The 14,609-nt window shown below is 63.7% G+C and carries 10 protein-coding genes; 2 read left to right on the top strand and 8 right to left on the bottom strand.

Annotated elements, in window-relative coordinates:
* Positions 1 to 10 precede the first annotated feature (10 nt).
* From CO656_RS02450 to bcsN, 7 genes are all read right to left on the bottom strand, one after another.
* Complete coding sequence (locus tag CO656_RS02450; RefSeq protein ID WP_097524680.1) at positions 11 to 2,023, bottom strand: AI-2E family transporter; 2,013 nt, start codon at positions 2,021 to 2,023, stop codon at positions 11 to 13.
* 70 nt (positions 2,024 to 2,093) lie between these two features.
* The gene (locus tag CO656_RS02445; RefSeq protein ID WP_018237251.1) at positions 2,094 to 2,267 is read right to left on the bottom strand and encodes a DUF1328 domain-containing protein; all 174 of its coding nucleotides are present in this window, start codon (positions 2,265 to 2,267) and stop codon (positions 2,094 to 2,096) included.
* Between the two features lie 108 nt (positions 2,268 to 2,375).
* Positions 2,376 to 4,544: a tetratricopeptide repeat protein gene (locus CO656_RS02440; RefSeq protein ID WP_097524679.1), complete on the bottom strand. Its 2,169-nt coding sequence runs from the start codon at positions 4,542 to 4,544 to the stop codon at positions 2,376 to 2,378.
* Positions 4,541 to 5,584, bottom strand: a complete 1,044-nt coding sequence (locus CO656_RS02435) for a glycosyl hydrolase family 8 (RefSeq protein WP_097524678.1) — start codon at positions 5,582 to 5,584, stop codon at positions 4,541 to 4,543. Before CO656_RS02435 ends, CO656_RS02440 begins: the two co-directional genes overlap by 4 nt.
* On the bottom strand, positions 5,581 to 7,920 hold the full coding sequence (locus CO656_RS02430; RefSeq protein ID WP_037425570.1) for a cellulose biosynthesis cyclic di-GMP-binding regulatory protein BcsB: 2,340 nt from the start codon (positions 7,918 to 7,920) through the stop codon (positions 5,581 to 5,583). The genes CO656_RS02435 and CO656_RS02430 overlap by 4 nt, the downstream gene beginning before the upstream one ends.
* Entirely contained in the window at positions 7,917 to 10,088 is a 2,172-nt protein-coding gene (bcsA, locus tag CO656_RS02425; protein ID WP_095678072.1) for a UDP-forming cellulose synthase catalytic subunit, read from the bottom strand. The genes CO656_RS02430 and bcsA overlap by 4 nt, the downstream gene beginning before the upstream one ends.
* A 107-nt stretch (positions 10,089 to 10,195) precedes the next feature.
* The gene (bcsN, locus tag CO656_RS02420; protein WP_097524677.1) at positions 10,196 to 11,125 is read right to left on the bottom strand and encodes a cellulose biosynthesis protein BcsN; all 930 of its coding nucleotides are present in this window, start codon (positions 11,123 to 11,125) and stop codon (positions 10,196 to 10,198) included.
* A gap of 393 nt (positions 11,126 to 11,518) precedes the next feature.
* Here bcsN and CO656_RS02415 point away from each other — a divergent pair, with 393 nt between their 5' ends.
* Together CO656_RS02415 and CO656_RS02410 are read left to right on the top strand one after the other, a co-directional pair.
* Complete coding sequence (locus CO656_RS02415) at positions 11,519 to 13,045, top strand: FAD-dependent oxidoreductase (RefSeq protein WP_097524676.1); 1,527 nt, start codon at positions 11,519 to 11,521, stop codon at positions 13,043 to 13,045.
* A gap of 113 nt (positions 13,046 to 13,158) precedes the next feature.
* On the top strand, positions 13,159 to 14,067 hold the full coding sequence (locus tag CO656_RS02410) for an NAD(P)/FAD-dependent oxidoreductase (protein WP_097524675.1): 909 nt from the start codon (positions 13,159 to 13,161) through the stop codon (positions 14,065 to 14,067).
* Between the two features lie 26 nt (positions 14,068 to 14,093).
* On the opposite strand, the gene CO656_RS02405 is transcribed toward CO656_RS02410, so the two are convergent.
* Positions 14,094 to 14,579, bottom strand: coding sequence for a GNAT family N-acetyltransferase (locus CO656_RS02405; protein ID WP_097524674.1), 486 nt, complete (start codon positions 14,577 to 14,579; stop codon positions 14,094 to 14,096).
* Between the last annotated feature and the right edge of the window lie 30 nt (positions 14,580 to 14,609).

Genomic DNA, 14,609 nt, shown 5'->3' with positions numbered 1-14,609 from the left:
GCCATGCGGTCTATACCGCGTCCTGGCCGGCGGGAGCCGTTTTCTCCGCAGTCGAACCACGCCGCCTGCGCGCCTGGTGGCGGCGGGCAATCTTCGCGCGCACGGCCTTCAATGGCCGCGCCACCTCCTCGGAAAGCGCCTCACGGACGGCGTCGGAGATCACAGAGACAACGAAATCGGCTTGCAGCTCTTCGACCAGTTCGGCGATCGGCGTGCCGTCTTCCCGCCACAGCACGATGCCGATGCGGGCGATCGGCGTGAGGCGTTTCAGCCGGCGCACGATGAATTTCGCATGGCGAAGTGAATCCTGATCGAGGAAAGTCACGAGAATCGCGTTGCGCCCCGGGAAGGGCAGCGCCCGAATGGTCCCGGGCTTCAGGTCGTCATGGCTGGCGGCAGCGACATCCGCCCCTTGGACGCGGATGACCTGGGCGAGCATCGCCGCCGTCACATCGTCGAGTTCGCTGCGTCCGCCGATGCAGAGGACGGATTTTCCGTCTCCGAGTGGCAAGTCATAGTCGTCGCTCTGATCGTCTCCTTCGCCGTTATTTTCGCCGGCCTCATCCTCCTCGTCCTCTTCTTCCTCTTCGGCGGCGATTTCCTCGAGATTGGCGACAAGCGTGCGGGCGCTTTGAGCTATCTGAGCCACCTGCGGCTCGGACAAAGCGCCACGGGTGCGGTCGTGCTCGGCGAGCAGCAGGGCGGGAATTGCGACCGTGTCGTAGAATTCGACGAGATATTTCTCCTCGAGCATTTCTTCGGCGTTGTCGGTCGCCTCGTCCGGATCGCCGGCCAGCAGTCGTTGATAGAGCCGTTCCTTGGGGTCCAGCACCGGCTCGTTGCCCAAGAGGATTTCGAGGAATTCGAACTGCGGGACATGGCGGCCGAGCACGACAAGACAAACGGTGAGCGGCGTCGACAGCACCAGGCCGACCGGCCCCCAGAGCCAGGCCCAGAAAATCGCCGCGACGATGATCGCGAGCGGCGAAAGGCCGGTCCGCGAACCGTAGAGCCAGGGCTCGACGACATTGTTGCTTAGCAGTTCCAGGACAATGAAGAGAGCCGCCGTCCAGAACAGCAGGCTCCAACCCGGAGCGGCGGCGAAGGCGAGAAACAGCGGAAGGACAGCGGCGATGACGGGGCCGATATAGGGGACGAAACGCAGCACGATAGCGAGCATTCCCCAGAGAATCGCATTGGGTATGCCGAGCAACCAGAGGCCGACCGCCAGCGGTATCCCGTAGGTGATGTTCACCACCAGCTGCATGAGCAGATACTGGCCGACACGCGCGGCGGCATCCTGCAGTGCCTCGGTCGTGCGGTGCAGATCGCCATAACCGACAAGCCGGATGAAGCGGTCGCGCAGATCCTCTCTTTCGAAGAGCATAAAGATCACGACAACGATGACGAGACCGGTCGTGGCCAAAGGCCCGAGCAGGGGATTGATGATATTCCTGAGCGTTTCGATCGGGCGTTCAGGAGAGAATATCTCTACAAGAAGCGGTTTCTGCCCGGGTTCCGGTGCAGGGGATACGGGCGTTTCGGGCCTCGGCCGGCTGATCTCCGTGCTGATCCTTTCCACGACGCGGCTGATGCGGTCGAAGATCTGGCTTTCCGAGCCCGCCTCCTTCAGAACCCTGATCTTCTCGATGATGTTGTACTGGTAGGTGGGGAGATTCTGCGCCACTTCGCTGACCTGCACGGCCAGGATGACGCTGAATGCGGAGAGGAACAGGAAGGCTGTCGCGACGGTGACTATAGCTGCGACCGAGCGCGGCAAGCCGGCTCTTCTGAGCCGCGAAACCACGGGTGCCAGCGCAAATGTCAGCAGGATCGCGATCGCAAGCGGCAGAAACACTTCGCTGGCGAAATAAAGAACGGCCACCGTCGCCGCCGTCGCGGCAAGCGTTGGAAGCCGGGAAGGCTGCGCGATTGCTGACGACGCTGGCGCGAAAGCGATCTGCAACGATCGGCTGCCGGCCTTGACCTGATCCTGATCGGCTCTCCGAGAAAACCTCAGCATCTTATCCCTATGCCCCCAAAACCATCAGACTGCTTTGTGCATCTCCGAAGGGCCTTGGGCAAGATGAGGCCTACACCACGGCGCTGCCGGCGAGCAGGGCAAGGATCAGGAAGAGCAGGAATATGGCGAGCGCCAGATAGAACAGGATCTTGGCGATCCCGGCCGTCGCCGCGGAGATGCCGGAAAAACCGAGGAAGCCCGTTATCAGCGATATGACCAGGAAAATGAGAGCCCACTTGAGCATGGCGCAACCTTTGTTCGTAGCGTCCTCCTAAGCAAGTAGAGCGGCGATGGACGAAGCCTAGCGTAGCGGCCCGAAAAATCGGAGTCGCTGTAGAGGAGCAATCGCCTGCTACTTGTTCGGCCAGATCTCCTGTTCCCTGCTGACATCGGCGAGGCCCCGCCGCGCGTCCCGGTTACCGGTTGCCGCGGCGGCTTCGAAGATGCGCTTCGCTTCCGCGAAGCGGTTGAGGTTGAGATAGGCATAGCCGCGCAGGACCATCAGGTCGGTACGCTCCGTGGAAATCCGCCGCAACTGATCGAGGAATATCAGGGTTTCTCGGTAGCGGCCGGCGTCGAAGGCGGCGATTGCCCGGTCTGCCAGGATGGCGGTCTGCAGTTCGGCCACGCGGGCACGGCTTTGCGGCGACTTCGTCGCGGCGACGGCCGCCTTGCTTGTCAGTCCGGCGCGAAGATAGGCCAGGCTCTGACCGTAGGCGGCATCCTCCCTCACGGCGGAAGCGGGGGCGCGAAGCGCAACCTCGAAGGCTTGGACGGCTTCAAGCGGACGATTCATGTCCATCAGGCACCATCCCCGTGCCAACGCCGCCTGCGGCGACAGGCGGCTCGGGTCGAGGGTCTCGCGGCAGGCTATCGTCCTTCGCACGACCTGACGCGGCGCGGTGCCGACCCGCGCGGGCAAGCCGCCTTGTCGGCGGACAACGGCGTCGGCTGGCTGACCGCCTGCCGCTACGTTCGGCTTTGCGCCTTGCAGCACCGGCGGAGCCGGCAGCTGAGCGGGTTCCGCCGGCTTCTCCGGCTCTCCCAGACGAGCGATCCGCTCCGAACGGCCCGCCCAAAGCCGCTGGATCTCGGCCGTGCCGGCGGTGTCGCCAAGTTGATGGCGGGTGATCGCCAGACCATAGGCCGACGGCTCGTCATCCGGTTTCCAACTGAGCGCCGTCGAAAACCATTGAAGGGCCGTCTGCGGCTGCCCCAGCGTGCGGGCATACCAGCCGAACTGCTGCGCAGTGGCCGGATCGCGCGCCTTGATGGTCTCCTGCGCTATGCGTTGAAGGACTTCGCCGGCGAGAATCACCGGCGGTTCCATTGCCAGCAGATTGGCGGTTGCGGCCATATAGGTGGCGCGAGCGTCGGCCGAAGCATCCCGCCAGGGATAGAGCACCTTCTCGGCTTCTTCCGGCGCCTTGCGGTCGATCAAGGTGAGCGCCAGGCCTTGCGAGGCGGAGGCGGAATCCTGCTTCTCGCGCGCACGCCTGAACCATTGCTCCGCCGCGCTCATGTTCTTGCGGCGCAGGTGATACCAGCCGAGCAGCAGCGCGTCCGATGCCGTTCCTTGCGTCTCGACCAGCCGTTCGACCCGCTGCAGGTATTTCGGGTCGACGGCGAGCGTCGCGTCGTCTTCACCCTCGGCAACGAAGCGGCGGGCGAGGTCGTCGCGGATGCTTTCGAACTCCAGCGTGCCTGATGCGTTGGGTTTCTCGTAGGAAAGCAGTTCCTGGACCATGGCATAGGGCAGGAGAGCTGCTGCCTTCTGCAGCGTCGCGAGCCGCTCCGGTCCGCTGTCGCAATTCTTCAGGATGTAGAGATAGGCGTCGCGCGCCCGTCCTTGGCGCTTCGTTTCCGCAAAAGCTTCGGCGACGCGCCAAAGCACGTCAACCTCGCTGCAGGTGAGCAGGATGGGCGTGCTCGCCCCGACTTGAATGACAGTCTCGTATTGCTTGAGATCGGATGCATTGACGAGCCTTGCCCGGGCCTCGGCGACATCGAGGCGCTCAAGGAGGTCGGCGGGCGGCTGCCAACCGGCTTCTCTCGATCTCCGGTCGGCGATCGCCTTGCGCACCTCGGCGTAGCGGCCTTCCGCATAGAGCTGCCACATGGCTTCGAGCTGCACGTCCTCGTTGCGCGGAACTGCCAGGGGATCCTCGGGAGGGGTCCAATTGGGATAGAGCGCTCTCAGACGCGAAATCTCCGCCTGCAGGCGGGCCGTGTCGCCCTGGCTGGCGAAATAGCGCAGCGCCGATTCGTCCACGGCTGCCGGTTCGTCAGGCGGAGGGGTTTCCGCTTCGGACGGCGTCTCAGCCTGGGCGACATCGCGCGAACCCGGCTCTCTCGCGCCCTTCCGGCTGTCGTCGACGTTACCGAAGGGCACGGCCGGTTCCGGTGCGGCACTGGCGATGAGGTCTCCCAAGCCCTTGCGCAGATGGTTACCGTCGGCGAAGCCGGCGATTCCGATCACCGTTGCGGTGACCCCTGCGAAGGCTATGACTGGAAACTTCATAAGCACTCCGGATGCTTTTCCTCCACGAAAGACAACCCCAGCAGGTGCAGGGTCGAAGGGTAGTATTGCGTCGGTTGGAACGCCTTGGCGTCCTCTGGCATCTTCGTGCCTTCGAGCACACAGGCCAGAATATGGTTAATAATTCGATAACCCGGATCCGTCAGCGTCGCGCGCACCGCTCCGCTTTCGAGATCGCGGGTCAGAAGCTCGCCTTGCGGCCCAGAGATCCCACGTTGCAGCCGCAAGAGAAACTCCCGATCTGATTGATCGGCGCGCACGAGGTAAAGGGGAATTCGCAGAGCGTTAAAACCGAACTCTCGCGGAAATCCGGCGGCGGGCTTGAGTGTGGTCTTGGCGCTTACCCAATCGGCCGGCATGTCCTGCGGTCCAAATTTCATGCCCTGGATCATCGTCTTGCCGTCTGCCCCGAGCTCTTGCCATTTCGGCGAAGGGACGAGTCGGTCGAGCACGGGCAGTGCTTCGAACACCCAATAGGAGGGATTGATGACCGGGCCATCGTCCCGGTCGGCGGCTGAAAATCCCGCGACGCCGGGCAATAGCAGCGTGCGCCCGCCATGTTTGACGACGGTCTTGTCGAGAATGGCCTTGGCGATCGTGGCTGCCGCCTGCGAATAATCGCTGCGGCCCCAGCGCTCGGCAGCGAGCGCCAGGCCATAGGCGATCAAAATGTCGCCGTCGGTCGCGTTGTTGATGTCGGTAACATGCGGATCGTTGTCCGGACTCCATTTCCAGGCCGCAAGCCCGTCGTCGCGTAACAGAAGCTCGCGACGGGTGAAGGACCAGATCTGCTCGAAATCGGCCGGTTTGTCTGCCAGGAACGAAAGAAGCAGGCCATATCCCTGTCCCTCGCTGTGGCTGACATTGCCATTGGCGTCGTCGAGGATGCGCCCGCTCGGATCGAGGAACTTCGACTTGTACTGCGCCCAGGCGTCGGCTTTCACGCTTGCCTGCCTTTCATCCGCTCCGACCGGCCCGACCAGCGCCGCCAGAAGGAGCGCGAATATCAACAGGTATTTCATGTTCGGCGCCCCAGTTTACCGAGCAGCACGGCAGTGGCCAGTCCGAGCACGACTGCAAGGCTGACGAGCAGTACCGCATAGAAGAGAATGTTCGTCGAAAGCCAGTTCGCGGCGATCAGCCGGTAGTTCCAGAAAGACGGCGGCTGCGTCTCGATGAGTCTGAAGCGGCGGGCCGGCGTGGCGCTCACCTTGTCGTCGACGGGGTCGTAGACCGCGATGTGCCCCGACACTTCGCTCCATCGCGACGTGTCCGCGATCGCCGCCACCCCCTCGCGCAGCAATGCCGGCGAAGGAGCTGCAACCACTGTCCAGGTGGCGTTCTCGGCCGGATTGGCCGATTGTGCCACCAGCAGAGTCGCCGCTTTCGGCGGCACGAAAGGCGCCTCGGCCTCCGGTATCAGTCGCAGCGAATTCAAGGAAATGTCGAAATTCTCCTTGAGCCAGCTTTCGAAATCGATAATGGCGCTCCGCCAGCCGCCCCCCTTCAGCCGCGTCTGCCACTCGTCCAGCGCCGTCTGTGTGTTGCGCCCCTGGGCAACGTCCTTCGCGCTCCCCCAGGAGGCCTGGCTGACCGGGTCGATCCCGGCCTGCGTCAGCACCATCTTCGGCAGCTGCGGCATGGCGCCGATGAACAGCGCTTGCCTGCCGTCGGCCACCAGCGGATCGGCGATCGTTTCGATCTGCATCGGCCGTCCGCCGGCGACGGCCAGCTTCGCGATAAAGGTGCCAGCCGCGGAAAGCGTGTCGGGGTCGGCTCTGTCGATGTAGAGTGCCACCGGATCGGCGCTGCCGCGATAGGGATAGGCGGAGCCGGACGTTGCCGCGAGGTCCGGGCGCCGTGCGATGCGGGCGAAATCGGGCATCGCGAATTCAGACGTGTCGAACAGGGCAAAGCGCGGTTCGGAAGAAGCCGGCGTCCCGGGCGCGCATGTCTTGTCGGCTTCGGTCAGCAGGACCGCTTCGAGCTCGATGAGATTGGCACCGGGCCGGAAATGCCGCAGCGTCACATTGATCGGAAGGTGACCAAGGATCCCGCCCGCCGACGCTTCCAGGGCGACCGTCGTGGCGATGTTGCCGTTGACATAGACGTCGATCCGGCTTCCGGGACGGACCGCCTCCGTATAGCCGGCATCGAGAAGGATGGTGGCCTCGCCATAGGCGTCGGCATAGAAATCGGATGGGATCGCCACCTGGAGGGCCGTCCGGAACCGCCGGCCGGAGAACTCGCTCGTCGCGACGCCCAGTTCGGAAAAGCGCAGCCGCTTGCCGGAAAACACCAGCGGCGTTTGCGGCAGCCGCCAGCGCTCCGTCTTGATGACGTCGCGCGGGATGTTCGAGGGTTGCTCCGTGGCGGCGGTGATCGTTTCGATCGCCGCCGCCACGGCCGTCCAATCGGGGCCGCTGAGGACAAGAACCGGCGCATGTGCCGTCCCGGTTTCCGCGAAGGCGGCAATCGTGCCGGTCGCCGCCTCGGCGGGCAGCGAGGGAAGCAGGGGCTGGAGTTCCGTTGCGGTTCCGGCAACGATCGTCAGCTCGCCGGGCTTGCCGAGCTCCGGCATGATGCGGCTGAAGACGATGGACTGGGACCGCATGCGCCCGAGTAGGCCGACGCCCTGCGCCAGCCGCATCAGCACCGGTACGCGGCTCGGCTGCTCCAGCGCGGGCGCCACGATATTGAACTGGGTTCGCCCGGTCTCGTTCGTGCCGACGGCCTGAATGTCTTCGATTGCGGTCAGTGCTCGGGGCTCCTCACCCTCGAATGTGATGAAGGCGCTCTCCGAGGCGATCTCTGTCCAGAGTTCGTAGGTCGACTGGATCGTGCAGTCCGTTCGATGGCGGTGGTGCGCGCGGAAGCGGATCTCGTTCTCGCCGGTACGCAACAGGCCGGCGGGAATGTCGTAGCTGCGCTCGTGCGGCCCGTCGGCTGCCTGCACCGCTCCTTCGCCGACAAGCTTGCCGTTCACCAGGACGGACAGGACGGATGCCTCGGGCGCAACGACGATCGCGTTCTGATAGGCAAAGGTCAGCCTGCGGCCGGCTTGCGCCTGCGCCGGCGTGAGATAGAGGGACCAGGCGCGCTCGTCCGCTTCGCCGGCGAGCGACAAGGTCGGAAACGGCAGGACGAAGCGCCGGAACGGCGCTGCCGCCGGGCGGGGCGAGACCGCCTTGGGGCTGCCGGAGCTTGGCGCCGCATCTCGTCTTTGCGGCGCCTCTTCCACCGGCGGTGCGGCACGCTGTTCGGCAGGGCGCTCCCCGGACATGTCGAAGGGGGAGGGCTGTGCAGCCGCCGGCGAGCCGGCCAAGAAAGCCATCAGGAGAGCGAGCACGCGTTTCATTTGCCCGCTCCCGCTTCGGTCTTGATGCTGCGGAAGAAGTAAATCAGGCCGCGGCTCATCTGATAAAGGGCGAGCCACAGGAACCAGAGAGAGCCGCGCACCAGGCCCGGATTACCGCGCCGCAGGCGCTGAAACTCGCTCCACTGCTGCGAGTTCGCAAAGATAAGATCGGCGACGAGACTGTGGTGGCGGGCGATTTCCGGCAGATAGCGGCAGCCGACGATCGTCAGATCGCCCTCGGTTTCGATGTTCCTGATCGAGACCGGCAGCGTTTCGAAGGTACCGTCGCCGCTATAGGGCTGGAAGCGGATCTGCCCCCTGACATCGATCAGCAGTTCGTCGGTGGGCAAGCCGTAGACCTGGACTCGCGCCCCATGCGCCGAAACATTCTCGATCGTTGCCGGATAGGTTTGCTCGCCGAAGGAAAATTCGCAGCGGCGGCTGACTTTCACACGCCGCGAGGCTGCCTTTTCACCCCGCTCGGAAACGACCCCGAGCGCGCAGCCCGCCATGATGAGATTGAGGAGATTCCAGCCGCCGACGACGAGGGTAATGTCCGCCTTGTAAGGCTCCGTATAGACCCGGTAGATGGCGAGCGCCGTGGCGATGAGGAGCACGGCGAAGATGATGAAGAAGGGCCGGCTGATCTCGGAAAGCCGGCTTTTGAGGACGGACTCGTCCTTTGCCGTCACCTTGAACGTCGGCTTGCGCGGGTTGAGCAGAACCGAAACCACCGCCGGCAGCAGATGAACCGTCTGCGCATATTCGTAGAGCTCGGATATCCAGGGCCAGCGGAACGATCCGTATAGGTAGTTCTGCATCGTCAGGTTCACGAGCATGTAGACGAGCGTATAGGCGAGGAATTCGCCGCCGGAGGCGGTGAAGATCTGGAGATCGAAGAACAGGTAGAACAGCGGTGCGAAGAGGAAAATCGTCCGCGAGAACGGAAACAGCCAGAAGAGCGTCGACGACATGTAGCAGAGGCGCTGCGGTATGGACAAACCGCCCTTGAGCAGAGGGAAGCGGAACATCAGGATCTGCATCATTCCCTGCGCCCAGCGACTGCGCTGGCCGATGAAGCTCGCGAATGTCGCCGGCTGCAATCCGGCGATCAAGGGGCGGTCGACATAGACGCTGTTCCAGCCGCGCCCATGCAGTGCCAGCGCCGTCTCGCAATCCTCGGTGATGCTCAAGCCGCTGAAGCCGCTCGTATCCTCCAGCGCCTTGCGCCGGAGCACGGCCGCCGAGCCGCAGAAGAAGGCGGCGTTCCACTTGTCAAGACCGCGCTGGATGATGCCGTAGAACATCTCGTTCTCGCTTGGCATCTTCTCGAAGGTCCTGAGGTTGCGCTCGAGCGGATCGGGGTTGAGGAAAAAGTGCGGCGTCTGCACCAGGAACAGGCGCGGATCGTCTTCGAAATAGCCGACCGTTTCGAGCAGGAAGTCGCGCGCCGGGGCGTGGTCGGCATCGAATACGGCGATCAGCTCACCGTTTGAATTGAGCATCCCGTTGTTGAGATTGCCGGCCTTGGCATGTTCGTTGCGGTCGCGGGTGAGGTAGCGCACGCCGAGATCCTCGCAGAGTCTCTGCAGTTCCCGGTGTCGTGCGGCAGCGCGATGCGCATCGACGAGATTGGTGGAATTGCGCTTCTGCAAAGTGCCGCCGTCGTCAAGCAGCCAGACCGTCAGTTTCTCGGCCGGGTAGTCCATGCCCTTGGCCGCGGCGAGCGTGTTGGCAAGCAGGTCCGCATCCTCGTTATAGGAGGGCACGAAAACGTCGACCCTCGGGTATTTCCCGGGCGTCGCCGAACGGGAGGGCCGCGGCGGAAGCGGCATGGCGACCACGAACAGGCTGAGGCCGAGCATCATGACGCTGTACATTTCCGCCAGGTAAAGCAGGAAGCCCGGAATGAAATTCTCCGGCTGGTTGACAGGCGGCAAGGTGCTCGTCGTGCGCCAGTAGACGTAGCGCAGCACCATGGCACTGCCGAAGGCAAGCGCGATGAGCCGCCATTTGCCGCCTGCGTCCAGGAGCTTGATGAGCCCCATGAACGTCACGACGAGGACGCTTGCGACCAGCTGCGTCTGCATGTTGACGGGCAGCGTGATGAGCGTGACCAGGCAAAGGGATACGACAACCCATGCGGCAAGAGTCGCGATCTTACTCATACATTTGCCTTCCAACAGCGGCGTTCATGTCGCTGGCAATGGTTTACAACACTAGCCTGATCAGACAATTCCATTGGCCCCTTAGCAGGCCCGAGTTAGCGCCCCGTTTAAGGGCAGGCCGGCCCTCCCTGCGGTGTGCAAGTCGGCAGGGGGACGACGACGCTGCCTGCCGCGCCGGTGGGACCCGCCGGGCTCGGCAGGCTTCCGCCTGTCTGCGGTGCGGGTAGTGGCGCGACGACCGGCTGGCGCGTCACCTCCGGTTTTTCGATCTCAGGCACCGTGCGCGCGGGAGTCGTCACCACTGCGCGTCTCGGGCGTTCGAGCGCGGGTGCCTGGTCCGAAGGCGGCGCCGTCCGGTAGATGGGACTGCCGGTACGTCCGAGCCCGGCGTCGACCGTCGGCGGCGGCCCGTAGGGGTTCCAGGACGGATCGCCGATGATGGTCCCGCTGATCGTATAGGCGTAGACGATATTCAGCAGTTCGTTTTCCGACGCATCGGTCGCACAATAGCGGAACCGCACCTGTATGGTGCCATAGCTGCGCAGAGGCGAGCGCTGGCTTTCCGGCGGACGTATCTGCTGCCATGCATAGAGGCAGGCGTCGCCGTCGCGCCGCCCGAAGGCATAGCCGAACGGACCGTAGTTGTTCTGAAGGAAGTAGGGCGACTGGGCCAGGGGGACGCCCGGAACTGCCCGTCTTGCCTCCCGCATCATTTCCGATGCACGGACGGCCGAATAGGTTGCCGTCTTCTGATCGAGCCCGGCACCTGTCGGTCCGAAGAATGTGGCGCGCAGGTAGTTCTGTCCGGGTGTTGAAGCGGAGGTATGCAAATTGACGTCCTGCTCGACGGCGTTGCCGAAGCGCCGCTCGACCACGTTTAGGATGTCGGGCCCGCCGGGCGGCGGCAGGACGAGCGCGTTTTCCGTCGCTACGATGGTTGCGCCGGTCGGCGCGCGGGCACCTTCACGGGCCGTGCAGCCTGCAAGGGACAGAGACGCGAGAACGATCAAACCGACGGCCTTGCCGCTGCACCGCAAACTGGCAACCTCCAACCTTGCCTTACAGGGACGCGCGTCTTCTTGAAACGCGCAAAGGCCGCTGCGGCACATCGAATAGCTACATGTTTCAATGAATCGGCTCGACGAAATGAAACACGCAGCAGGCAGGTAAGGAATGCAGGGGCCGCGCCACCCGCATTCCATATCTCAATCTCATGCCACGACCACGAATCGCGATCGGCCGGCACGCTAGAGATTGCATAGTGCAAGTGGAGGCTTTTTCAAACCCGCGGAGAAGGGGGCACGAAAGGCGGGGCCGTCCAAACGGCGCCCGGGGCCGCGGCGACTGGTCTGCCAGAGGCAGGCCGGTGCCCTTTTTGTCCAAGGAACATTTCTGATTGAGCGCGGTTCGTCGGGAGGGAGATTGAAGCCATGAACGTGCAGTCCGAACGCAGCCAGTCCCTTTGGATGGCAACCGCCGCGGAGCACCGGCCGCAGCTGCTTGCCGCCAATGAGCGAGCCGATGTCGTCGTGGTGGGCGCCGGTATCGCCGGTCTCTCGGTCGCCTACGAATTGTGCCGTGAAGGACAGTCGGTGATCGTCGTGGATCGGGGCGCTCTTGCCCGAGGCATGACGGCTCGCACAAGCGCGCATCTTGCCTCCGTCCTCGACGACTTTTACCACGAACTCATCAGGCTGCGTGGCCTCGAGGAGGCGCGGCAATACTTTCGCAGCCAGGTGGCGGCCCTTGATCGGGTGGAACAGGTACAGGCGTCCGAAAATATCGAGTGCGACTTCCGTCGCCTGGACGGCTATTTGTTCGCGGCGTCGGACGAAGACGTTTCCATCCTGGAGCGGGAGATCGATGCCTGTCACAGCCTCGGCTTCTCCGGCGTCGCCTGGGATGCATTGCCGGGTACTGGGGACGGCGGCGACCGCCGTTGTCTCCGCTTCCCGGACCAGGGACGGTTCCATCCGCTCAAATATCTCGACGGCCTCATCCGCTGCATCGAACGCGATGGCGGACGCCTATACGCAGAGACGCCAGTCGTAAGTGTCGAAGAGAAGGACGGCGAAACCATTGTCCGCACACGGGAAGGCCGCGAAATCCGCGCGCGAGCGGCGGTGATCGCGACGAATTCGCCGATCAACGACTGGATCGCGGTTCACACGAAGCAGGCACCATATCGCACCTATGTAATTGCCGGCCGAGTACCAAGCGGCTCGGTGGTCGACGCGCTGTACTGGGATACGCTGGACCCGTACCACTATGTGCGCCTGCAGCCGTCAGGCGCAGACCATGACTGGCTGCTTGTCGGCGGCGAGGACCACAAGACCGGACAGGTCGACGACCAGCCGGAGCGGCTAGCGAGGCTCACCGAATGGGCAAAGTCGCGCTTCCCGCAGATCGGCGATCCGGAATTTGCGTGGTCCGGCCAGGTCATGGAGCCAGTCGACCACCTCGCCTATATCGGCCGAAATCCCGGAAACAACAACGTCTTCGTTGTGACCGGCGATTCCGGCGAGGGCCTGTCGAACGGTGTCGCCGGTTCCTTGATCCTGCGCGATCTTGTCATGGGCCGTGAGAATATCTGGGCCGGCATCTATCAGCCCAGCCGGATCTCGATCGGCGCAGCTGGCGAGTACATTTCTGAAAACCTCACCATGCCGGCCAATCTCGCCGAACATCTCACTGGCGGGGAATTGTCGTCGCTCGACGAATTGAAGCCCGGCGACGGCGCCCTCATTCGTCGCGGCACTTCAAAGCTTGCCGCCTACCGCGATGACGGCGGCGAACTCCATGTTCGATCCGCGACTTGTACCCATGCCGGCTGTGTCGTGCACTGGAACAGTTTTGAGAGGTGCTGGGACTGTCCATGCCACGGCTCCCACTTTTCGGTGGATGGCGAGCCCCTGAACGCGCCTGCCTTCAAGCCGCTTGCGGCCGCTGACGAATAGGCGCCGCGGCGGGACCGCCATATCTTCCGGCCATGAGTGGCCCCCGGAACAACCGGCCGCTTGAGCCGTTCGAAGCAGGCTGTTGACAGGAAACCGGAACGGCGAGACGCCAAGTGCGCGATAAACTCGACTATGATTGCATTGTTGTCGGTGGTGGCCCTGCCGGCCTGGCGGCAAGCGTCTATCTGGCGCGCCTTAATCGGCATGTGGTCGTCGTCGACGAGGGGAATAGCCGCGCTTCTCTCATTCCGCGCTCTTACAATCATCCAGCCTTCCCGGATGGCGTCCCGGGTCAGGTGTTGCTCGACCGTATGCATGATCAAGCCGGCAAGTTCGGAGTCGAGCGTCTCGCCGCCCGTGCCGATCTGCTGGAGCGGGTAGCGGACGGCTTTCAGTGCAGAGTGGCCGGCCGCCTTCTCGGGAGCCGCGCGGTCATCTGCGCGACGGGCCTCCTCGACGTTCTTCCGCCCTGGCCGAATGCGAATGAACTCGTGCGGAATGGCAATCTCAGGCTATGCCCGATCTGCGACGGGTATGAGATCAACGGCGCACCGGCGGTCGTCATCGGCAACAACCGGCGGGCGCTGAAGGAAGCCGCATTTCTGCTGTCGTTCACCGACGACGTGACGGTGGCGACCTTGGGCGCCGAACCCGAGGGCCTGACGCCTGCGGACATCAGGCCGCCCATTCGGCTGCTCACCGCCCGATTGGCCCGGCACGCGCCCGTCCCCGAAGATCGCATGGCATTGGAATTCATGGGAGCGGCAACGATGGAGGCGGTGGCGGTCTATTCGGCGCTTGGCTGCAGGCCTCAGTCCCTCCTGGCGCAGGCAATCGGAGTGAAGCTTGACGAGGAAGGGCGGATACCGACCGATCGGCATCAGCGAACCGATGTCCGGTTCTTCTACGCGATCGGCGATGTGGTGACGGGCCTAAATCAGATGGGAGTCGCCATGGCGCAGGGAGAGATCGCCGCGGTCACCGCGCACAACGATCTGTCGGAGGCTTTCGGCAATCCTTGAGCGGGGTACTCGTCAGGGCCTCGCGCTCACGCGGGTGGAAGACGCCGCGCCAGGCCGATCTTCTCGAGTGTCGTTCGCAGCACCGCATCAAAGGCGACCTTCCTCCAAAGCTGCCGGTAACCGAGGCGTTGATAGAGTTCGAGCGCTCTCGCATTCGCAGCGGCCACTTCGATGTGCGCTTCGCAGTATCCGCGCTCCAGGATTTGTCTTTCGAGCGCTCTCACAAGCGCCGATCCGGCGCCTCGACCCTCGAATGCCGGAGCCACCCAGATGTCGCTGATCGTATTGTCCGCGTGCTCGCAGGCCCCGATGCCGGCAGCCTGGCCTTCGACCTCGGCTACCAGGACCTTTGACCGCATGTCCCGTAGAAATGGCAGGAACGGGTTATTCTGCTCGACCGCCAGCGCAACTTCCGGTGGGATGAGCGGCTTTATCCCCTTACACCAGGCCGAGAGCCCCAGCCGGGCAAGAGCCTCCACTTCGTCCGCTAAAGCCGGGCGCACGACAATCATGTGGTCTGTCCCTCCCGATAAGCGCCACGC

Source organism: Sinorhizobium sp. FG01 (assembly GCF_002531875.1).
GTDB lineage: Bacteria > Pseudomonadota > Alphaproteobacteria > Rhizobiales > Rhizobiaceae > Sinorhizobium > Sinorhizobium fredii_C.
Note: the sequence above shows the minus strand (reverse complement) of the source record. Positions and strands in the feature narration are given on the sequence as shown.